Here is a 22,031-nt window from a genome sequence, read left to right as displayed (position 1 = left end):
CCGGCCGAAGGAAGGCCAGCATGCTCCAGATCGACAAAGCGCAGATGATCTCAGGCGTACAGGTCTACGGCGACCACGCCGACCCGGCACTGTTCTACGCGGTGCCACAACAGCCCACGTTTCGTTGTGACGCACAGGACCGGCCGATCTTCATGTACCTGAAATACCGTCAGCCCAAGCCTCAGCCCTCGGGGCAGACGGGCGGCGGGTTCGCCACGTTCGACACCCAGTTCGCGCTGGACGACACCGCCCGGGTCGACATCCTGGAAGAGCTGCGCAAGCAGGTCGGCCCGGACCTGGCCGACAGAGTCAGCCTGGGATCCATCACCTGGGCCAGCGGCACCGCTCATCTGAACCTCTCCGAGGTGGGCGGCAAGCTGGTCACCAAGGTCTGGAACCCGGTGAGCCCCTCGCTGTACGGCGACAACGTCACCCCGTTCACCGTCGAGATGCCCGACTTCGGCGCCACCCTCTTCGCCGAGGCGATGCAGGGCAAGGGGGGCATCGTCCAGGTCTCCTACGCCATGAACGGATGGGTGAAACTCCCGAAAATCACCGGCTACGGCCACTTCAACTCGCTCAAGTTCCGCTCCTTCGTCCAGGACGCCCACGACGATGCCGGCTGGGGTGACGACTCCTTCTCGAACAAGATGTCAGAGCTCGCGGTCAACAGAGACGTGGTCACCGTCCACACCGAATCGGGTGCCGGAGCCGACCCCGATGTGGTCGCCAAGATCGACGAGAGCATCCGGCGCACGGTGCTGGACATGGCCACCAAGAGGATGACCGAGCAGATCGACGGATACACCGGCGACCGGTCGGTCCTGGAGGACTACGAGGCGATCCACCGCGAGTACAGCAACATCCGCGTCGACGACTTCACCATCAACATCAGTCAGCAGACCGCGGTGCTCTGGCCGTTCAACCCGCAAGGAACCCTGCCGAACATCACCACGCTGGTGGACAAGCAGGGACAGCCCGTGCAGTGGGCCGACCACTACCGCGAGATCGATCTCAACGACCCCTTCTTCCGGTCCTTCTCCATCCCGGTCCGGGTCAACGCCGACTTCAGCGACGGGCTGGTGCACAGCGTGGACGCCCACGTCGAGTATCCGGGCGACACCCTGGTGACGGGCGACTACCACTTCGAGACACCGAACCAGACCGAATCGTTCTCCTCGTACGTCAAGGGAGACTCCGAAGAGGTCCAGTACTCCTTCACGGTGAACTACAAGGGGAGCTCCACCGTCTACCGCGCGCCTGCCGCACCGCACAAGGGCCCTCTGACGATCAACGTCGACGACCTGGGCGTCCTGGAGGTGGAAGTGCTCCCCGGCAACCTGGACTTCGAGAAGGTCGCCGCCGCGACCGTCACCCTCGCTTACGCACCGGCCACGGGGACCCCGGTCGAGGATCAGGTCGTGTTCACCAAGGAACAGAACAAGGAGCAGAAACTCAGCTGGCTGATCGCGGAGAAGCGTGACCGCCCGATCCGCTACAAGGTCGACTACCGGATGCCCAGCGGCCAGGTGATCGAAGGCGACTGGGTGGAGGTGAACAGGCAGCGCCTCTATATCAGTTCGCCCTTCACCAACGTGCGGAAGGTGAAGGTCCTGGCGGTCGGCGACCTGACCAACAAGATCGACTCGATCCTGGTCGACCTGCGCTACGAGGACGCCGAGAACGGCTACATCCAGACCTCGACCGCCGAACTCAACGCCGCGAACGGGTTCAGGGAATGGGCCTTCCCCGTCCTGGACTCCGACGGCGGCACGGTCACCTACAGCGGTCTGGTGCGCTACAAGGACGGAACCGTCCGCGACATCCCCCAGACGGTGTCGGACGACCCGTCGATCCTCGTCGGTGACGAGGTGGCCGGAGTGATCGCCGTGACCATCGCACCCGACCTCGTCGACTGGAGCACGGTCGCCCTCGTCAAGGTCGCCCTGACCTGTGACACCGACGACCCTGCGGATCAGCAGATCAAGAGCGCGGTGGTACGCAAGGACGCCGTTCCGCCCTCCATCGCCTTCTACCTGCTCGATCCTGCGGCGAAGAAGGACTTCTCCTGGACCGCCACGTATTACCTCAACGACGGCACCAGCGCCAGCACGGCCTCTGTCACCACCGGTGACACCAATGTGCTGCTGCCCCGCCTCGCGACCACGCCCTAGGAGTCGCCATGCTCTCGCTGGCACCGCCGTTCCTGTCGGTGAACGGCTTCACGCTCTTCCCGGACCACGCCGACCCGCTTCAGTGGTACTACCTGCCGATGGGGCCGTCGATCGCGGTACGCACCGAGGGCGGCGCGCCCGTCCCCGTCTTCTCACTGCTGCAGTTCCGCGGGGCGGAGGGGGAGGAGGACATCACCGGCGGGCTGCTGAACTTCGACGTCGTGCTCGGGCCGCACGCGGAGATCCTGGACAGCGTGCTCGACGACGTCGCCGGGCAGATCCAGTCCCAGCTGAGTCTTCCCGATCGGCCTCGCCGGCCCGCCCCGGTTCCCGTCGAGGACGGCTCGGTGAAACTCGTTCTGCTCGACAGCCAGACCGGTGACGAACCCGGCACCTCGTCCTTCGTCGAGAAGATCATCCAGCACGCCAAACCGAGTCTGTACGGTACGAACCAGGCAGCCTTCTCGGCCCGCCTCGACCAACAGGGCGCGGCCCTGATGGCAGGCTGCCTGGACGGCGCCGTGGCACCCATCGGAGTCGTGTACTCGCTGGAGTTCCTGGCCCTGCGCCCCGCCTACGCGGTGACACTGAACGTCCGGTGGGACCAGATGAAACAGCGGCTCGACAAGACATTCGGTGTCTCGGGCGTCTTCGTCTCCAGCCAGATCACCGAGGAGCTGGACAAGCTCAAGGACGAGCGGATCATCGACATCCAGGACGACATGTTCATCCCGGAGGGTGAAGCGGGCAAGAACGTGATCGCGAACCACAGCCGGGCGGTTTCGGCGGTCTACGACATGATCACGGACGCGCTGTTCGAGGTGACCCTGCCCCCGCGGCCGGCCCCGGACGGATGGGACCGTGCCGCGGCGATGGCCAACGAGTTCGGCCGGGTGGCCGTGACCGGAGGACTCTCGCTGATGGGCAACTACACCTACCGGCGGCACTCGTCCGTCCAGGAGGTGCAGAAGATCCTCAACGTGCGGATGAGCGAACGCACCACCGTACGCCGGACGGTCTACCCGCAGGGCCACCTCAGTGGCATCGCGTCGCTGATCACGGCATCCGGGCGTCCTCTGAGCGACTTCACCCGCAAAGTGACCGTCGACGACCCATGGTTCAAGTCACGCCGCGTCGACGTCCGCTCGCGCATCCAGTTCCCCCATACCTTCCTGACCTCGGCCGAAGTGACTCTGCGCTACGGCAGCGAATCCACGACCGTCCTCCTCGACGCGTCGAACAACGCCGGCGAGGCGCAGTGGCTCAGTCAGGTCCAGGACGGCCAGCTGGTGAAGCCGGTGGCGATGGATGTCACGTATCACCTGGCCAACGTCGACAACTACACGCTGCCCGACAAGCTCTCCGTCAGCAGCGTCGTCGAGGACGAGATCGCCGAGGTCCGGCCCGACGACGCTTTTCGCATCCGCACGCTGGTGGTCCGTGACGACGGTGTCACCTGGGACAACTGGTCGAGCGTCAAGGTCGAGCTCCGCTACGAGGACGAGGCCGGGGGTACGTCGGGAGAGCAGGTGCTCGACCTCGTCAGGGAGGGGACGGGCTGGCAGTGGCAGCTCTTCCTCATCGGTTCGGCACCGGGCACCTTCTCCTACCGTCTGACCTACCGCGGCCTGGGCCGGCAGGACGTCGTGCGTGAGTGGACGGAGACGGACAGCTCCGAGGTTCGGGTGAGCAACCCGTTCTCCGACAAGTACGACGTCACTGTCCGTCCGCTGGCCGACTGGAATGCGGTCGGAACCATGCTGGTCAACCTGACGTACATGGATCCCGCCAACGGCGTACGGCAGGAAGCCACCATGGAGTTCACCAAGGACAAGGCGGGCGCCCAGCTGTTCACAGTCGGCCTGCGCGACCCGGCCATGCGGCGGGCGACGTACCAGATCACCACACTGCACAACGACGGTCATAAGAGTGCTGTACCGGAATCGTCCACCGGCCGGTCCCAGCTCATCGTCAGCCCCGACATGCCCGCCCACCAGGCGGTGGTCGTGCGGGTCGACACCTCGACCTGCGCGGAGGCCGACGTGAGCGAAGTACTGGTCGAATTCTCGGAGCCGGGAACGGACACGGCCGTCGCGAGCTACCCGTTCACGCTCCACACCGGTTCGGTCGTCCACGAGTTCGATGTGAAGGGAACGCCCGGATTTCGGTACCGCGTCACCTACCTCCACAGCAGCGGAATGAAGCGCGTGGGGGCATGGACCGATGCGAACAACCCCGTGCTCGACATCCCCGGCTCCTGACGAGCTATCCGGAGGCCTCCCCCATGCTGCAGATCGGCACCACGTCCCTACTCATCGAAGGCGTCGAGGTCTTTCCTGATCACGCCGACCCCAACCAGTTCTGGTATCTGCCCGCCCCCGTCACCCTCGCCCAGCGGGAGGACGGGCCGGCTTTCACACTCATCACCTACCGCCCCGCCGTGGTGGAAGCGGGGGCCAACGGCGGCGGGTTCCTCATGTTCTCAACGGCCCTGGTCCTCGCCCCGGACACCGAGGCGCTTGTGAAGAGCCGGCTGGCCGAGCGGGCGCCGGGAACGGTCCGCCTCTCCCCGGTCCCGTACGACGAGGGCGACGTCCAGTGCGTCGCCCTCAACGCGCAGGGGCCGGGCGGGACGGTCGCCGAGCTTCCCAATGGTGCCTTCCGTGCCGTCGAGACGATCCTGGGCGCGGCCGTGCCCTCGTTGTTCGGCGAGAACACGGCCATGTTCAGCCTCACGCTCTCGAAGGAGGGCGCGAAGCTTCTCAAGGAGGTCTTCCGAGCCGGCGGCACACCCGTTGGTGTCATCTACCGGCTGAAGTTCACCGCACTGCGGCCCGCCGTGTCGGTGACGATCACGGCGAACCTCCACCGGGTGTACAGCGAACTGGCCGCCGGGCTGGACGCGCAGATCTACTGGGCCCACGTGGGACTCGAGGCTGCCTTCCAAAAGCTGCGCCAGGACGGTGTCATCAAGATCAAGATCCACGAGTTCACGACCGACGACGACAACGATCAGAAGATCCAATGGGCGCTGGACACGTTCATGAACCACATTCTCAGCAAGTGGTTCGAGCCGACGCTCAGTCCCCGCGACCTCCCCTCCCCGGGCGCCAGAAGCCCCGCGCCGCCGGTCGCGGGCCCTGCTCCCGCAACACCGGTAGCGGGCGCTCCCACGCCCGTGCGGGGCGCGCCCGTGCCCGCCGGGGGCGGTCCGACACGCTCCGGAGCGACGCCACTCGTTCGGCCGGGGGCAGCGCCGGCACCGCCGGCAGCGGGAGGGACCGCCCGTCCTGTCCCCGGCCTCGTCGCGGCTCCTGTACCACCCCCAGTTCCCGCACCACCCCCAGTTCCCGCACCACCAGCAGCACCTGCACCGGCCCCTCGCCCGGCGCAGCCCCCGGCACCGGCCGCTCGCCCCGCGTCACCCCCGGCTCCGGCTCCGGCTCCAACGCCTCTGCGACCTTCAGGGCCTGCGCCCGCCGCGACCGGCGGTGTCAACCCGACGCTGCTCTCCTTCAAGCTCCGGTACGGCCTCCAGATCGAGGACAAGGAGGTGCTCTTCAGCTACGACCGTGCCGAGGCCGTGCAACGCACTTACGCGCCCCAGGGATTCCTCAGCACATTGGCCGCCGACCTGAACGGGCCGCCCCATGTCATCGACGTCGACCTGAGGGACGAGTTCTTCACCACGCTCACGGTGAAACTGCTCGGTGCGGTGGACTTCGCCGGCCTCGGCCTGACCAGCATCGCGGTGACGATCCATTACGGCAGGCCCGAGGACGACGGCGGAGTCCAGACGTTCGACCGTCTGGTCGACGCGAGCAATCCGCTTCCCGAACCCGTCACCTTCTTCGTGAACAGTTCGATGGACACCAGCTACACCTACCGGGTGGAGTACCACTTCGCGGCGGAGTCCGGCTGGCAGGGACAGAGCAACACCTACGTACGGGAAGGCACCAGCGAGCACCACACCCTCGACATCGATCCGCACCAGTTCCTCGGCTTTCTGCGCGTCGAGGTCGCACCGCACGACGTCGACGCCGATGTGGTCAAGGAAACCCGTGTCGAACTGACGCGGCAGGAGCCCGACGGATCGGTGCTCCACGACACGCGCACCGTCCGGCCGGCCGACAGCGCCACGCAGTGGAAGGTACGCACGGCGGATCCGAAGGACATCACCTACACGTACCAGCTCGTTCACACCCTGAGCAGCGGAGCAGTGGTCACGTGCGATCCGGTCTCCACCGGAGCGACGCAACTGGCCGTCAACGACCCGTATCCGGGTCAGCTCGACATCGACCTCGTACCCGCCTGGAGTACCGTCGACATGCGGGCCGTGTTCATCGACCTCCAGTACACGGACGCGGACCACGACTACCACCGCGAGAAGCGCATCGAACTGGATGGTGCCCTGACCGCGACACATCGGACGTGGATTGCACTTCCCGACCCGGAGAAGCGTGAGTTCTCCTACCGATTCACCTTCGTACGCAGCGACGGGAGCACGTCCCAGACCGGCTTCGTATCGACGACCGACGCCCTTCTGACCGTCCGGCCGCAATGAACGCCCGCACAACTCGCCACACCCCGCTTCCGCCCCGGCTGAGCCACGCCCTGCCCCTGCTCGGCCCGGGCGCCGGGCACTGGCTGCCGAGACTGCTCGAACCGGTCGCCCGGAGCACCCGTGAAGACCGCTGGCACACGAGCCTCCTGACGCCCCTCCGTTTCCCCGTCGAGTTCAGCGTGGCGAGCTCCTCCCCGCACATGACGCGCTACACCACGGAATTCGTCTCCCCCGACCGTGCCCCGGCCACGCGGCTGCCCGCGGGACTGGAACGGCTGCGCGAACTCCGGCTGCCGGGGCCGGACGACCAGGTCGCCGAGCTCCTGCTGCGCGCCCATCGGTGCCACACCGTGGTCTGGGGCACGTGGCTGGGCGGCCGGCACGATGCCCGGCGCGATCGGTTCAAGCTCTACGTGGAAGTGCCGAAAGCGGCCGCGGTCCCCTTCGAACGGGACCTCACCGCCCATCTCGGCACCCGGCCGTTCCCGCTTCAGCAGGGCAGGCTCCGCCTCGTCGGCCTCGATCTGACAACCGGCGGCGTCGAACGCTACTACCGGGTCGGCACCATGTCGGTGGCCGACCTACGGGGGCTCGTCCCCGAGGGCTCGCACGGTCGGGCAGAGGCCCTGACCGCAGCACTCGTACGACTCGTCGGGCGCCCGTTCGTGAACGAGCTCCCGGGATTCAACGTCAACATCAGTCTCGCCGGCCCCTCCCTGACCGTCTCCGGTCCGGCACTCAGCTGGCTCGGCACGGACCGCGTGGCTCGCCGCCGGCTCCTGGACTTCGCCGCAGGGTCCGGGCTGGATCTCAGCCGGTACGCCGCTCTCACGGCCGCTTGCGCCGAGCAGCACCGCAACCACCACGGAATCCTCGCCCTCACGCTGCCTCCCGGCCCCGGCGTACAGCTCACCATCGGATTCTCTCCGTTCGGCCCCGCAGCCCCGATACGGAACCCGGCCGACGGGGCGGACTCCCCGTCGACAAGCTCCGCGTCGAGTGGCGAGTCGCCCTCGTAGCCCCTCACCTCACCGAAGACCGGCGACTCGTCGGTGACCCCGTCGAGAACGCCGTAGTGGCGGATCCGCAGCTTGCGGACGTTCATGCCCGGGTCGTCGCATGCACGCTCTGCTGGTAGGCGGTGCCTTGGTCGTGAGGGCCGGAGACCGGGGCCGGAAATTCGGTGTTCTGCCCGCCCCCTGAGGACACAAGATGGTCCGCATGACCTTGGCCACCCCCATGCTGCACACCGATCGCCTGCGACTGCGCGCCTTCGCCGACGCCGACACGGACCCCCTCTTCGCGCTCCACAGCAGCACCTACGTGATGCGCTACTGGGACTCCCCGCCGTGGAACGAACGGGCCCGCGCCGCGCGCTTCATCGCGAGGTGCCGGACGATGGCGGACGAAGGCACCGGGGCGCGGGTGGCCATCGACCGTGCTTCCGACGGGGCCTTCGTCGGCTGGTGCGGTCTGACCGGATGGAACCCGGACTACCGCAGCGCGTCGTTGGGCTATGTCCTCGACGAGGCGATGTGGGGCCACGGCTACGCCACGGAGGCAGCACACGCCTTGCTGCAGTGGGCATTCGACACACTGGACCTGAATCGAGTCCAGGCCGAGACCGATACGCGCAACGTGGCATCTGCCCGGGTTCTGGAGAAGATCGGATTCGTGCATGAAGGGACGTTGCGGGAAGACTGCGTGGTGAACGGCGAGGTATCCGACTCGTGGGTGTTCGGGTTGATCAGGCGGGAGTGGCGGCCGTCGGCTGTGCCGATTCCAGTCCGCGAAGTTCGACGTTGAGTCCGTTTCTGGGAGAGACCGCGTCCGGGTTGAGCGAGGAAGCCTTGACGGGTCAGGCGTCCAAGGCGGCTGTGGGTGACGTTCATGGCCGGATCGTCGGTGCGCTGCCGAGGAGTTCACGTAGACCACGGACTCGGAACGCCTGATCGTGGTGGGTGTTGAAGGCGTTCGAAGCAAACGCAGCAGGCTGGGTCGTTGAGCAGTCCGCGTTGAACGCCGGTGCCGCATGCGGCCGGACGCCGAGCCTCACACGGAGGGCGCCGCGCAGGGGGCGTACTCGAACCAGTCGAAGGCGACCGCGCCCTCGGTGGCGTACATACCGATGACGCGGCCGGTGAAGCCGCAGGCAACCTCGGCGGAGAGGTAGCGCCCGTCCAGTTCGGCGAGTGGTGGGGAGTCGGAGGTGTCGGGATCCCCGAGCCAGAAGGCAATGGTGTCGGGGCCGGTGGTCCCGCCACCGGTGAGTTCGGGCGACGCGGGTACGAGGTCGGACGTCCGGATCGCTACCGTGAGGGTCAGCGGCCCGGACGGGATCGGTCGGCGGGCCAGGGTTTGGCGCAGTGGACCGATCCGGGCCACGACGCCGGCCTCTCCGTTCCCGACCTCCAGTTCGTAGTGGTGGGCCTCGTCCAGGCGGACGCTGAGGCCGCCGCGTCCCGTACCCGGGTCGACGACAGCGGTGACGCGGCAGTCGTGGTGTTGTTGGCGGCGGCCGACGAAGGTGTACCCGGGGCGGTCGAGGGTGGCTCCGGTGGCGCTGAGGACCAGCCAGCCAGGGCGCTCGGTGAGCGACCAGGAGCCCTCCGGGCGGGTGAACGGCGAGACCCAGTGCGGCGCGAGGGCGGACTCGTCGAAGTCGTCGCGGGCGGGCAGGGGCGGAACGGGGTGCCAGGCACCGCCGGGGGCTGGGTGGCTCTCGGGAACGGGCGCGACGACGGGCCAGCCTTCCTCGTCCCATTCCACGGGGGTCAGGAACGTCTCGCGGCCGAGCACGTGCACGTCGGGCGTGAAGCCGCGGGGCCGGACGCCGAGCAGCACCATCCACCAACTGCCGTCGGGAGCCTCCACGAGGTCGGCGTGGCCGGTGTTCTGGATGGAGCGGGCGGTGCCGCTGTGGGACAGCAGGGGGTTGGCGGGCGCGCCTTCCCAGGGGCCGCGCGGGGAGCCGGCACGGGCGATGGACACGCTGTGGCCGCGTTCGGTGCCGCCTTCCGCGATCAGCAGGTACCACCAGTTGTCGATGCGGTAGAGGTGCGGTGCCTCGGGAAACTTGAGGCCGCTGCCCGACCACGTGGCAAAGGGTCCCTCCAGCACCTCCCCCTCGACCGGGTCGATCCTGGCCATGTTGATGCCGCCTTCGGGCCCGGAGAAGGCGCACCAGCAGGTGCCGTCCTTCTCCCACGCCAGATCGGGGTCTATCCCGGGCAGGTCGATCCACACCGGGTCGCTCCACGGCCCCTCGGGCCGTTCGGCCGAGACGACGAAGTTGCCGCCGCCGTCTATGTTCGTGTTGATGATCCAGTAACGGCCGTTGTGGTGGCGGATCGTGGGGGCGTAGAGGCCGCCGGACGCCTTGGTTCCGGGGAGAGGCAGGGGCAGTTGCTCGGGGCGGTCGAGCACATTGCCGATGTGCGCCCAGTGCACGAGGTCCTTGCTGTGGAAGAGCGGCAGCCCGGGGAAGTACTCGAAGCTGGAGCACACCAGGTAGTAGTCGTCACCGACTCGGCACACGCTCGGATCGGGATGGAACCCGCTGATCACGGGGTTGTCGTACGTACGCACAGAGCATGTTCCCTTCGAGCCGCCGGCCGAGCCAGGCGTGATGCGCGAAACGTGATCGACCCAGCTGGGTCAAGCTGCGATTGCGGTACTGGAGGCAGGGACCGGCAGTGATGCCCGTCGGATGCTCTTGTGGATCTGGCGGGCGGGGTACTGCTTCAGGCACCTGATGATGTGCCCGCTTCCCTCGCCTTCGATGGTGCGTCGTTGCAGATCAGCAACCCGTTCTCCTCCCACGCACACATCACCGTGTCCGGCCCCCAGCAGGCTCGGAGCCGCGGCAAGCCCCTCCACTGCGGGCATCGGCGATCACAGTCGAGATCTGGAACCCCTCAACCCCAAGGAGGTAGTTTTGAGACACAATTACCTGCCGTCAAGGGTGCACACTTCCCGTCGTGAGCTTGCGGACCATACCTCTCGGCGGTGGACGACGAGGAGTAGCGGCGACCTCCTGCCCGAGCCGGCGCACTACTGAGAGGCCGCGCAACTGCGGGGACCGTGCCGCTTGTTGGGACCACCCGGCGCGCAGCCGGAGGTCCTGGCGGCCTGGTGCTGCAGAGCTTCGATGGATCGAACCGCACGGACTGCAGTCCGGAGGGCACGATCTTCGGAGGCTTCGAAATGTTTCGGTAGCCACGCTCGGCAGTTACTCGTAAGTTTCGAAGAACTTTCGGAAACAAGTCATTGACTGCCGCTCTGCGTCGTGCGCATACTTCCGAGCGATCGAAGCCTCCCGTAACGGAGAGGACCCCGTACGTTCACACCCGTTCACCGGGCGCGTCGACAGCGCATGCCCGGAGCCGGTAAGCACGGGTGGCGGCGATCGTCGCGAATCCGCGAACGGGAGGCCCGATCCCTCCCTGTTGCGGCGGACGAAACCTGACCCTTGAACTCCTGGATCAGCGCACATGGCAGGACTCGTAGGGCTCAGCAGGCCATCAATGTCCACCAACTGTTCCTATGCATTGCGTTTATGACGACAGATCAGGGAGCTTGCACTATGGCGAGGGAAAAGCGCAGCGCCGCGACGGCTGTCGCAATCGGCTTGGGCATCGCACTCGCTGCCACCGGATGCGCCGGCGGCAGCAGTACGGACAATGGCGGCGGTTCGTCCGATGGCAAGGTCACGCTGACCCTCTGGGAGAACGCGCAGCCCGGCCCCGGAGAGAAGTACTGGCAGGCCGCGGCGAAGGAATACCACTCACTGCACCCGGACGTCACGATCAAGATCCAGGCGATCCAGAACGAGGACCTCGACGGCAAACTGCAGACCGCCCTCAACTCGGGCTCCGCGCCGGACATCTTCCTGCAGCGCGGTGGCGGCAAGATGCAGGCCATGGTCGATGCCGGTCAGGTCCAGGCGCTGAACCTCACCGCCACTGACAAGGCGAACGCGGGCGCGGCGGCCGTCGAAGGCTATTCGATCGACGGCAAGGTCTACGCCATGCCGGTCGACACGCAGCCCGAGGGCATCTACTACAGCAAGGACCTGTTCCAGAAGGCAGGCATCACCTCCACCCCGACGACGATCGACGAGCTCGAGGACGCTGTCGCGAAGCTGAAGGCGATCAACGTCGAGCCGATAGCGGTCGGTGCCAAGGACGCCTGGCCGGCCGCCCACTGGTACTACAACTTCGCTCTGCGCGAGTGCAGCCAGGACACCATGCAAGAGGCCGCGAAGTCGCTCAAGTTCACCGATCCTTGCTGGACCAAGGCCGGCGACGACCTGGCGTCGTTCCTGAAGGTCAAGCCCTTCCAGAAGGGATTCCTGACGAACTCGTCGCAGCAGGGCGCCGGGTCGTCGGCGGGCATGATAGCGAACCACAAGGCGGCCATGGAGCTCATGGGCAACTGGGAACCCGGGGTGATCGCCGGCTTGACCCCCGACAAGAAGCAACTCCCCGACCTGGGCTGGTTCCCCTTCCCTGCCGTGGCCGGTGGCCAGGGCGACCCGACCGCCATCATGGGCGGCCTCGACGGATTCTCGCTGTCCAAGGACGCGCCGAAGGAGGCCCTCGGCTTCCTCCAGTTCCTTGTGACCCAGGAACAGCAGAAGGCCTACGCCAAGGCCTTCTACACGATTCCGGTGAACAAGGACGCCCAGGCGGTCGTCACCGACCCCTACAACGTCTCGGCACTGCAGGCCTTCAACAAGGCCGCCTACTCCATGCTCTTCCTCGACACGATGTACGGCCAGAACGTCGGGAACGCCATGAACACCGCCGTCGTGAACCTGATGGCCGGCAAGGGCTCCGCCGCCGACATCGCCAAGGACACCAACGCTGCTGCCGCGAAGGGCTGAGTAAGCAGACGATGAGCAACACCCTGGGTACTGACCCGGCCACCGGCCGCCAGTCGCAGGGCACGCCTGGAGTCGGGGGCGCGGCCGAGTCCGCGTCCCCGACTGCGCTGCGAGCGGCCGCGCGCCGCCGCGGCCGTGCCAAGATGCGACTTGAGATCGCGGTTCTGTCCGCGCCTGCGATCATCATGTTCCTGACGTTCGTTATCCTCCCGGTGGCCCTGGCCGCGTTCTACGGTTTCTACCGGTGGAAGGGCTACGGGGCGCCCACCGACTGGGTCGGCCTGGACAACTACAAGCTGATTCTTACCGACCCCGCCTTCCAGCAGGTTCTGTGGCACACCTTCCTGATCCTGGTGCTCTCCCTGGTCATCCAGGGGCCGTTCGCGATCGTCCTCGCGCTCCTGCTCAACCAGAAGATCCGTGGTCGCTCGTTCATCCGCGTACTGATCTTTGTGCCCTACGTCGTCTCCGAGGTCATCGTCGGCACCGGCTGGAGTCTGATGCTCCAGACGAACGGCGCCGTCAACGACCTCCTGCAGCACGTCGGCCTGGGCTTCCTGCAGGCCGAATGGCTCTCCGACCCCAAGCTGGCCATCTGGACGCTGATGGGCATCATCTCCTGGAAGTACATCGGCTTCGCGGTGATTCTGATGCTCGCCGGCCTGCAGTCGATCCCCGAGGAACTCTTCGAGGCCGCTCGGATCGACGGCGCCTCCTACTGGCAGATCCAGCGCCGCATCACGCTGCCGCTGCTGGGGCCGACGATCCGCATCTGGGTGTTCCTGTCGATCATCGGCTCGCTGCAACTGTTCGATCTCGTCTACATCATCTGGGGACCGTACGTCGCGGGCACCGCGGGCACCTCGACCATGGCGATCTACATGGTCGCCCAGGGCCGTAACGCCGGCAACTACGGCTACGGCAGCGCCATCGCCGTCGTGATGTTCCTGATCTCGCTCGTCGTCGCGCTGATCTACCAGCGTTTCGTCCTGCGCCGCGACCTCCGCGGCGCCGTCACCGAGGGAGCCGCCTGATGGGCGCGACGACCGTCACCTCCTGGGGCTCCTCCGACGCGGAGCCGAACGCGCCCATCGACCGTCGTACCAAGCGTGACAAGCCTCAGAAGTGGGGGAATCCCTTCACCTACTTCGTCGCGCTGCTCTTCATCGGGGTCTGCATCGCACCGGTGCTCTACATCGTGCTCGGCGGATTCCGCACCAACTCGCAATTCACCACGAGCCCGGCCGCCCTGCCGCGCCCGTGGGTCCTCAGCAACTACACCGACGTCCTTACGTCGAACATCTTCTGGGGGGAATTCGCCAACTCCACCATCGTCGCGCTCGTGAGCACCGTGGGCATTGTCGTCCTCGGTCTGATGGTGAGCTTCGTGATCGCGCGCTACGACTTCAAGCTCAAGGGCGCGATGTATTCCCTTTTCGCCGCCGGCCTCATGTTCCCGATGGTCATCGCCATCACCCCGCTGTACATCGTCATCAAGAACATCGGCCTGGTCGACAACCTGTTCGGCATCATCGTCCCCCAGATCGCCTTCGGCCTGCCGACGACCGTCATCATCCTGGTGCCGTTCCTCAGAGCCATTCCCAATGAGATCGAGGAGGCCGCCGCGATCGACGGTGCGAGCCGACTCGGATTCTTCTTCCGCATGGTGATCCCGCTGTCGCTACCCGGCGTGGTGACCGTCGGCGTGCTCGCGTTCATCGGCAGCTGGAACAACTACGTACTGCCGCTGTACATCCTCAACTCGGAGGCGTACTACACCCTGCCGCTCGGCGTCCAGGCGTTCTCCTCGCAGTACTCCTCGGACACCGCGAAGGTTCTCGCGTTCACCTCACTCGCCATGTTGCCCGCACTGATCTTCTTCTCGATCTTCGAGAAGAAGATCGTCGGAGGTCTCACCGGTGCTGTGAAGGGGTGAGACCACCACCAGGATCTGCACCGGACCGTCTCGCCTCCGCCCCTGCCGCGTCTCCGGCAGGGGCAGGCGCGCAGATCACCCTGGTCAGCCGAGTGGCGGGGTGTGGGGCCGGGCAGCGCTGCCCGGCCCCGCACCGTACGGCAGGGGCGAGATGGGAACGTCCGCTGGCCGAGCTGTGCCGCAGCGGGGCGTCACCCAGGCACCGGTATCCCCACCGTCGCCGCCTCGGCGGGCGCCGGATTCGCCGCGACCAGCATGCCGATCGCGAAGGTCGCCACCACCACCGCGACGAACCGCGACCACCAGCGATGTCTCTGCGGAGGGGCGGGGGCAGCCACACCGATGGGGTTCACTGATTCACCCTTTCGCCGACGGGTCAGGTACGGGTCCAGCGTTGGTTGCTGCCGTTCGAGCAGGAGTAGAGCTGGATCAGGGTGCCGTTGGCGGAGCTGCCTGCGACGGCGTCGAGGCAGAGGCCGGACTGGACGCCGACGATGGTTCCGTCGGAGTTGAGGCGCCATTTCTGGTTGTCGCCGCCCCAGCAGCTGTAGATCTGGACCTTGGCGCTGTTGCCGGTCCCGGCGGCGTCCAGGCACTTGTCGCCGTAGACCCTGAGCTCGCTTGCGTCGGTGTAGGTCCACTGCTGGTTGGTGCGGCTGTTGCAGTCCCACAGATGGACCTGGGTGCCGTCGGCGGTGGTGCCGCCGGGCACGTCCAGGCAGCGGCCTGAACCGACTCCCCTGATCTGTCCGGAACCGGCCGGGGGTGTAGTGGTGGACCCGTTGAGCGCGTTGAGGACGGCGGTGTAGGCGGGCTTCTTGCTGCCGTCACCGTTGAACAGCAGCGGCGTCTGCTCCGATCGCCATGAGTCGGTGTCGCGCACACCCCAGACGGTGATGCCGAGGCAGCGCGGGACGGCCAGGCAGTCGTTGGTCACGTTGGCGTAGGTCGCGGCCGATGCGCCCTGGATGTCCAGCTCGGTGATGGCCACATCGACGCCGAGCGCGGCGAAACTCTGCAGGGTGGTGCGGAAGTTGCTGTTGTAGGCGCTGTCGTTGTTGAAGTGCGACTGGAAACCGACGCAGTCGATCGGCACGCCGCGCTGCTTGAAGTCCCGGACCATGGCGTACATGGCCTGGGTTTTGGCCCAGGTCCAGTTCTCGACGTTGTAGTCGTTGTAGCAGAGCTTGGCGGCCGGGTCGGCGGCGCGCGCGGTGCGGAAGGCGACCTCGATCCAGTCGTTGCCGGTGCGTTGCAGGTTGGAGTCGCGCCGGGCTCCGGAGCTGCCGTCGGCGAAGGCTTCGTTCACGACGTCCCACTGGGCGATCTTGCCCTTGTAGTGGGCCATCACGCCGTTGATGTGGTCGTTCATCGCCTGGCGCAGTGTGCTGCCGCTGAGGCTCTGCATCCAGCCGGGCTGCTGGGAGTGCCAGGCCAGGGTGTGGCCGCGCACCTGCTTGCCGTTCTGCACCGCCCAGTTGTAGACGCGGTCACCGGCGGTGAAGTTGAACTGGCCCCGCTGGGGTTCGGTGGCGTCGATCTTCATCTCGTTCTCGGCCGTCACCGAGTTGAACTCACGGCCGGCGATCGTCGTGTAGGCGGAGTCGCCCAGCCTGCCCGAGGCGATGGCGGTGCCGAAGTAGCGTCCGCTCTGCGCCGCGGCGGCGCCGAGCGTGCTCTCGGCGGCGTGTGCGGTCGGCGGCGCCACCAGCGCGGCGACCGCACCGAGTACGACGACGACCAGCGTTAACAGCAGACCGCGGATCTTCCGGCGGACTCCGGGTCCGCAAAGGGCATACGAGCCCATGGCTGTGCCTCCAAGGTAGAAATCAGGGAAGGACCGAGAAGCGGAGGGGATTGCGTCCGCTCCCGGTCGACAGACGGACGGGCGGGCCGGAACCGGGGCAGCACGGAATCCCCGGACACCGCTGTCGTGGGACGGGACGTTCTTCGGCACAGGCACGGGGGACTCCATCGCGGCTCAGCCGGGGGACCGCCACGCGGCGTCGCATGCCTCTCCAAACTGCGTGAAGAGCCAGGATGCGCTGATGCGAGCCTCACCGGAACGAAACGGGGTGGCACAGGTGCTTCGGTGCGCGGAGCTGTAGTTGTGCGCGGACTTTCCATGTGGCACGGATTGCCCAGGGCGGCTGTGGTTCGAAATATCGAACTGTGGCCGGTTCCTCAGACAGGAATGATTGAGGTATTGATGATGCATCGTCAATACTTCCACCAGTAAAAGTTTCTGTGAATCGTTCGAAACTTTCGATGCCCAGATGGTGGGAGATGGCCGGGCCCAGCCTTCGACGCGCCGCTTACGGATAGGGCCCCGCCTCTTCGATACTGGACGACGTCCTTGGACTCGTCAGCGACACGCGGGGCCATCTGATGATCAGTCATCAAACTCAGCATCGAGTCAGCGACAGCCCCGCTGGAAACCGCCTGAGGGAGCTGTCGACCGCCACTCGCCAAGAACCGCTACAGGCCCACTGACCAGGCATTACCCCGCACCACGGGATAACCTACCCAGGAGGAACCGTTGAGGATGCTCATCAACGTGCCGGAGACCGTCGTCTCGGACGCCCTTCGCGGCATCGCCGCCGCCCACCCCGAGCTCACCGTGGACGTCGAGAACCGTCTGGTCGTGCGGCGCGACGCGCCCGTGGCCGGGAAGGTGGGAATCGTCTCCGGCGGCGGGTCCGGGCACGAACCCTTGCATGCGGGGTTCGTCGGGCCGGGGATGCTGTCCGCCGCGTGTCCCGGCGAGGTCTTCACCTCCCCCGTGCCCGATCAGATGGTGCGGGCCGCCGCCGCGGTCGACAGTGGCGAGGGGGTGCTGTTCGTCGTCAAGAACTACACGGGTGACGTGCTGAACTTCGACATGGCGGCCGAGCTCGCCGAGGAGGAGGGCATTCAGGTCGCCCGGGTCCTGGTCGATGACGACGTGGCGGTGACCGACAGCACGTTCACGGCGGGCCGACGCGGCACGGGCGCGACGGTGTTCGTCGAGAAGATCGCCGGTGCCCTCGCCGACGAGGGTGCGCCGCTGGACCGGGTGGAGGCCGTGGCGCGGCAGGTGAACGAGTCCTCCCGGAGCTTCGGGGTGGCGCTCAGCGCGGTGACCACGCCGGCGAAGGGCAGCCCGACCTTCGATCTCCCCGGTGGGGAACTCGAATTGGGCATCGGTATCCACGGCGAGCCCGGGCGGGAGCGGCGCCCGATGATGACGTCGGGAGAGATCGCCGACTTCGCCGTCCACGCGGTGCTGGAGGATCTGCGGCCGAACGGTCCCGTGCTGGCCCTCGTCAACGGGATGGGCGCGACCCCGCTGCTGGAGCTGTACGGGTTCAATGCCGAGGTACACCGGGTGCTGGCCGAGCGGGGCGTGGCCGTGGCTCGTACGCTGGTGGGGAACTACGTGACGTCGCTCGACATGGCGGGCTGCTCGGTGACGCTCTGTCAGGTGGACGAGGAGATGCTACGGCTCTGGGACGCGCCGGTGCAGACGTCTGCGCTCCGCTGGGGCCGGTGAACCACTGCCCGGCATGCGTGAGGGAACAGGAGATCATGTGCTCGACACCGACTTCTTCCTTCGCTGGATGGCCGCCACCGCGGCGGCCGTCCGGCGTGAGGCGAGCCGTTTGACCGACCTCGACGCCGCGATCGGGGACGCCGATCACGGAAGCAACCTGGAGCGCGGCTTCACCGCGGTGACCGCGGTACTGGAGAAGGACCCTCCCGCAACACCCGGGGCCGTGCTGACGCTCGTCGGGCGGCAGTTGATCTCGACGGTGGGCGGGGCGTCCGGACCGCTGTACGGGACGCTGCTGCGGCGGACAGGAAAGGCGCTGGGCGAGACGCCCGAGGTGACGCCCGGTCAGCTGGCCGAGGCGTTCGGTGCGGGCGTCGCCGCCGTGGCCCAACTGGGCGGTGCTCAGGCCGGGGACAAGACGATGCTCGATGCGCTGCTGCCTGCCGTCGACGCGCTGGGGGTGTCGTTCGCGGCGGCCCGGGACGCGGCTCAGGCAGGCGCGCTGGCGACCGTGCCGTTGCAGGCGCGCAAGGGCAGGGCCAGCTATCTGGGCGAGCGCAGCATCGGACATCAGGATCCGGGTGCGACGTCGTCGGCGCTTCTGGTCGCGGCGCTCGCCGAGGCCGCGGGGACGAGCGGCGGAGGAGACGCGTGAGCGAGGAGAAGCAGGTCGGGATCGTCCTGGTGTCGCACAGCGGCCCGGTGGCCGAAGCCGTCGTGGAGCTGGCCAAGGAGCTGGCGGCCGGTGGGGTCACCGCCCCGGTGGCTGCGGCCGGGGGCACATCCGCCGGAGGTCTCGGGACCAGCGCGGAGCTGATCGCCGGGGCTGCGAGGTCGGTGGACAGGGGTGCGGGGGTGGCTCTGCTCGTCGATCTCGGGAGCGCGGTGCTGACGGTGAAGGCCATGCTGGCCGAGGGGGACGAACTGCCCGACGGCGCCAGGCTGGTGGACGCGCCGTTCGTCGAGGGCGCGGTCGCCGCCCTGGTGACCGCGTCGGCGGGGGGCGATCTGGCGGCGGTGGAGGCGGCGGCCGCGGACGCGTACGACTACCGCAAGGTGTGAGCGGAGGCAGGCCGTCCCGCGCGCGGCGGGGCGGCCTGCCAGGAATCACCCGCGCGTTCAGGTCACCGTGCAGACCGCGCCGTTGAGCGTGAACTGCTGGGGCTCGGTGAAGGCACCAGAGTACGTACCCTGGAAGCCGAACGACTGGGTGCCGCCTGCGGCGATCCGGCCGTTGAAGCCCACGCCGGTCGCGGTCACCGCGCCCGAGGACGGCGAGAGGGTCGCGTTCCAGGCCTGGGTGACCTTCTGTCCCGACGGCAGGGTGAAGCCGAGCTTCCAGCCGTCGACAGCTGTGGTTCCGGTGTTGCTGACCGCGACGTCGGCAGTGAACCCGCCCGACCACGAGTTCGTTCCGTAGGCCACGCGGCAGGTGCCGGGCACCTGCGGATCACCCGGGTTCTCCGTACCGCCGCCGGTGTTGACGGCCGAGGAGAAGGAGGTCACTCCGAGGCCGGCGCCGTTCTGCCACGGCTCGAATCCCGCCTGGACGCTGGTGAGGTACCAGGAGGGCTGGGCCATGCCCCGGGCCACGGTCTGGTCGACGAAGTCCATGACGTCGAAGGTCCAGCTGCTGATCGCGGACGGTGCCACGAACGAGATCACGTCGTTGCCGCCGTTGCTCCCGGTCCAGACCTCCCAGGTGCGGCCGCCGACCGAGGCGGTGCCGGACTGCGAGCCGATCGGCTGGATGGGACCCACCCGGTTGAACCAGATCATGATCTCGGTCCGGTTGACTCCGTCGGTCTTCGGCTCCGGGTCGAGCCAGATGTCGTAGGACGCGTTGTACACCGCGTTGTCGACGAATGCGTACGTGATGCTGCTCGGCGCGCTGCTGATCGAGCTCAGCCGCTCCGGAAGCGCCGTACCGGGCGAGCAGTTCGTGTAGTGGCAGCCGTTGAAGACGGACGGGTACGACTTGGGTGCCCCGTTCGTCGGCACCGACCCGCCGGCCCGGGCGACGGTGAAGCCGTTCGCGGTGACGTTGACGCACTGCTCGTCCGCGGTGCCCCAGCGGTTGTTCTGGACCACGTACCGCCCCTGGATCACGGCCGAGCCGTACTGGTCGCAGATCAGGGTGTCGGCGTGAGCGGGCGTCGCGACCGTGCCGAGGGCCGCGAGCGAGGCCAGTGCCACGAGTAACGCCGTCACGGCGCTCCGTGCGGACCTGAGAGAGACGATGAGGCTCTTCATGATGTCCTTTCGGTAGGACCCAGTGATGGGAGCGCTCCCAGTTCTTGCTCCGGCGTGGAACCTATGGGGCTGCTGGGACTCTCCACAAGGGCCCCTCCGTAACACTTCCTGCGCCGCCACGCCCCGAACGCCGCACGGACGGGTCACACAGGACCCGGCGGGTACGACACATCCCGGCAACGAGCACGCAATCAACAAATTGTTTAAAGCCCTTACGGTCTCGTGCTGTTGGACCTTCTCCGTCCCGCCCGCCCGTCCTAGGAGCGCCCCATGGTGTCCGCAACACCCGTACATCCCGTCGACGCGGTCCCACCGATACGCCAACTGGCGGCCTTCGGGCTGCAGCATGTGCTCGCGATGTACGCCGGCGCGGTGGCCGTGCCGTTGATCGTCGGCGGCGCGATGAAACTGCCCCCCGCCGATCTGGCCTATCTGATCACCGCGGACCTGCTGATCTGCGGGGTGGCGACGCTCATCCAGTGTGTCGGCTTCTGGCGCTTCGGCGTGCGCCTGCCGATCATGCAGGGCTGTACGTTCGCAGCCGTCTCGCCGATGGTGCTGATCGGCACGCAGGGCGGCGGGCTGCCGGCCATCTACGGATCCGTGATCGTCGCCGGACTCGCGATCGTCCTCCTCGCCCCGGTATTCGGCCGGCTGCTGCGGTTCTTCCCGCCGCTCGTGACGGGCACGGTGATCCTGATCATCGGCGTCTCGCTGCTGCCGGTGGCAGGCAACTGGGTGGCCGGCGGCGCGGGTGCGCCGGACTTCGGCGCCCCGAAGAACCTCGCCCTGGCGGGCTTCGTCCTGGTCGTCGTACTGGCGGTCCAGGGCTTCGCGCCGCCCTTCCTGAGCCGGATCGCCGTGCTGATCGGCATCGCGGTCGGCCTGGCGGTGTCGGTGCCGTTCGGGTTCACGGACTTCGGCGGGGTCGGGGACGCGCACTGGGTGGGCATCAGCACGCCCTTCCACTTCGGCGCTCCGACGTTCCACGCCTCGGCGATCATCGCGATGCTGGTGGTCGCCCTGGTGACGATGACGGAGACGACCGGGGACTTCATCGCCGTCGGCGAGATGACCGACCGCAGGGTCGAGCCGCGCGCCCTGGCCGACGGTCTGCGGGCCGACGGTCTGTCCACGGTCCTCGGTGGCGTGTTCAACACCTTCCCCTACACGGCGTTCGCCCAGAACGTGGGCCTGGTCGGCATGACCAGGGTCCGCAGTCGCTGGGTGGTCGCCGCGGCGGGCGGGATCCTCGTCCTGCTCGGGCTGCTGCCCAAGCTGGGCGCCGTGATCGCGGCGATTCCCGCTCCGGTGCTGGGCGGTGCGGGCCTGGTGATGTTCGGGACCGTCGCGGCGAGCGGCCTGCGGACCCTTGCCCAGGTCGAGTTCAAGGACAACAACAACCTGACGATCGTCGCCGTCTCGGTGGCGATGGGTGTGCTGCCGGTCGGGGTGCCCACGCTCTACGACCAGTTCCCGGCCTGGTTCCAGACGGTGATGCACAGCGGGATCAGCGCGGGCTGTCTGACGGCCATCGTGCTGAACATCCTCTTCAACCACCTGCCCTCGAAGCCGGGTTCACCGGCGGCCGCCGCCGCACCGGTCGGCGTGCCCGTCAGCCGCGGCGAGGAATCCGTCCGAAAAGCCGGCGATCAGCGCGTCTGAACCGGCCGGGCGCGGTGGAG

The 22,031-nt window shown here is 67.5% G+C and carries 16 protein-coding genes; 12 read left to right on the top strand and 4 right to left on the bottom strand.

Translation table 11 applies throughout. The features are described from left to right. Positions 1 to 20: 20 nt before the first annotated feature. The 5 genes from ACFQ6X_RS22705 (at position 21) to ACFQ6X_RS22685 (ending at position 8,544) form a co-directional block, all read left to right on the top strand. A complete protein-coding gene (locus tag ACFQ6X_RS22705; protein ID WP_383184109.1) occupies positions 21 to 2,174 on the top strand; it encodes a hypothetical protein in 2,154 nt (717 codons plus the stop codon). Between the two features lie 8 nt (positions 2,175 to 2,182). Then, positions 2,183 to 4,435: a hypothetical protein gene (locus ACFQ6X_RS22700; RefSeq protein WP_383184107.1), complete on the top strand. Its 2,253-nt coding sequence runs from the start codon at positions 2,183 to 2,185 to the stop codon at positions 4,433 to 4,435. A gap of 23 nt (positions 4,436 to 4,458) precedes the next feature. Continuing rightward, entirely contained in the window at positions 4,459 to 6,738 is a 2,280-nt protein-coding gene (locus tag ACFQ6X_RS22695) for a hypothetical protein (protein ID WP_383184105.1), read from the top strand. Next, complete coding sequence (locus tag ACFQ6X_RS22690) at positions 6,735 to 7,757, top strand: hypothetical protein (RefSeq protein ID WP_383184103.1); 1,023 nt, start codon at positions 6,735 to 6,737, stop codon at positions 7,755 to 7,757. The genes ACFQ6X_RS22695 and ACFQ6X_RS22690 overlap by 4 nt, the downstream gene beginning before the upstream one ends. Before the next feature lie 202 nt (positions 7,758 to 7,959). Beyond that, the gene (locus tag ACFQ6X_RS22685; protein ID WP_383184101.1) at positions 7,960 to 8,544 is read left to right on the top strand and encodes a GNAT family N-acetyltransferase; all 585 of its coding nucleotides are present in this window, start codon (positions 7,960 to 7,962) and stop codon (positions 8,542 to 8,544) included. A 246-nt stretch (positions 8,545 to 8,790) separates the two neighbouring features. Here ACFQ6X_RS22685 and ACFQ6X_RS22680 read toward each other — a convergent pair whose 3' ends face one another. Continuing rightward, positions 8,791 to 10,326 (bottom strand): glycoside hydrolase family 43 protein, encoded by a 1,536-nt coding sequence (locus tag ACFQ6X_RS22680; protein WP_383184099.1) that lies wholly within the window; start codon positions 10,324 to 10,326, stop codon positions 8,791 to 8,793. 997 nt (positions 10,327 to 11,323) lie between these two features. Here ACFQ6X_RS22680 and ACFQ6X_RS22675 point away from each other — a divergent pair. From ACFQ6X_RS22675 to ACFQ6X_RS22665, 3 genes are read left to right on the top strand one after another with little or no spacing between them, the layout of a single operon-like run. Beyond that, positions 11,324 to 12,625 (top strand): extracellular solute-binding protein, encoded by a 1,302-nt coding sequence (locus ACFQ6X_RS22675; protein ID WP_383184097.1) that lies wholly within the window; start codon positions 11,324 to 11,326, stop codon positions 12,623 to 12,625. Positions 12,626 to 12,636: 11 nt separating this feature from the next. Beyond that, positions 12,637 to 13,659, top strand: a complete 1,023-nt coding sequence (locus tag ACFQ6X_RS22670) for a carbohydrate ABC transporter permease (RefSeq protein ID WP_383184095.1) — start codon at positions 12,637 to 12,639, stop codon at positions 13,657 to 13,659. Then, entirely contained in the window at positions 13,659 to 14,561 is a 903-nt protein-coding gene (locus tag ACFQ6X_RS22665) for a carbohydrate ABC transporter permease (RefSeq protein ID WP_383184093.1), read from the top strand. Before ACFQ6X_RS22670 ends, ACFQ6X_RS22665 begins: the two co-directional genes overlap by 1 nt. Positions 14,562 to 14,752: 191 nt before the next feature. Here ACFQ6X_RS22665 and ACFQ6X_RS22660 read toward each other — a convergent pair whose 3' ends face one another. Both ACFQ6X_RS22660 and ACFQ6X_RS22655 read right to left on the bottom strand, forming a co-directional pair. Continuing rightward, entirely contained in the window at positions 14,753 to 14,914 is a 162-nt protein-coding gene (locus tag ACFQ6X_RS22660) for a hypothetical protein (RefSeq protein WP_383184091.1), read from the bottom strand. A gap of 23 nt (positions 14,915 to 14,937) precedes the next feature. Next, a complete protein-coding gene (locus tag ACFQ6X_RS22655; protein WP_383184089.1) occupies positions 14,938 to 16,368 on the bottom strand; it encodes an endo-1,4-beta-xylanase in 1,431 nt (476 codons plus the stop codon). 738 nt (positions 16,369 to 17,106) lie between these two features. Here ACFQ6X_RS22655 and dhaK point away from each other — a divergent pair. The 3 genes from dhaK to ACFQ6X_RS22640 are packed head-to-tail and all read left to right on the top strand — an operon-like array spanning position 17,107 to position 19,155. After that, positions 17,107 to 18,093, top strand: coding sequence for a dihydroxyacetone kinase subunit DhaK (gene dhaK, locus ACFQ6X_RS22650; RefSeq protein ID WP_383184087.1), 987 nt, complete (start codon positions 17,107 to 17,109; stop codon positions 18,091 to 18,093). A gap of 37 nt (positions 18,094 to 18,130) precedes the next feature. Further along, positions 18,131 to 18,748 carry a dihydroxyacetone kinase subunit DhaL gene (gene dhaL / locus ACFQ6X_RS22645; RefSeq protein ID WP_383184216.1) on the top strand — a complete coding sequence of 206 codons (618 nt, stop codon included), beginning with the start codon at positions 18,131 to 18,133 and terminating at the stop codon, positions 18,746 to 18,748. Then, complete coding sequence (locus ACFQ6X_RS22640; protein WP_383184084.1) at positions 18,745 to 19,155, top strand: PTS-dependent dihydroxyacetone kinase phosphotransferase subunit DhaM; 411 nt, start codon at positions 18,745 to 18,747, stop codon at positions 19,153 to 19,155. Before dhaL ends, ACFQ6X_RS22640 begins: the two co-directional genes overlap by 4 nt. A 57-nt stretch (positions 19,156 to 19,212) precedes the next feature. Here the strand turns inward: ACFQ6X_RS22640 and ACFQ6X_RS22635 are convergent, their stop codons facing one another. Beyond that, positions 19,213 to 20,346 carry a cellulose binding domain-containing protein gene (locus tag ACFQ6X_RS22635; protein WP_383184082.1) on the bottom strand — a complete coding sequence of 378 codons (1,134 nt, stop codon included), beginning with the start codon at positions 20,344 to 20,346 and terminating at the stop codon, positions 19,213 to 19,215. Positions 20,347 to 20,616: 270 nt separating this feature from the next. Between ACFQ6X_RS22635 and ACFQ6X_RS22630 the strand changes: the two genes are divergently transcribed. Beyond that, a complete protein-coding gene (locus ACFQ6X_RS22630) occupies positions 20,617 to 22,011 on the top strand; it encodes a nucleobase:cation symporter-2 family protein (protein WP_383184080.1) in 1,395 nt (464 codons plus the stop codon). Positions 22,012 to 22,031 lie beyond the last annotated feature (20 nt).

This window comes from Streptomyces sp. NPDC056452 (assembly GCF_042796085.1).
In the GTDB taxonomy this organism is placed as follows: Bacteria; Actinomycetota; Actinomycetes; order Streptomycetales; family Streptomycetaceae; genus Streptomyces.
This window is presented reverse-complemented; position numbering and strand designations above follow the sequence as displayed.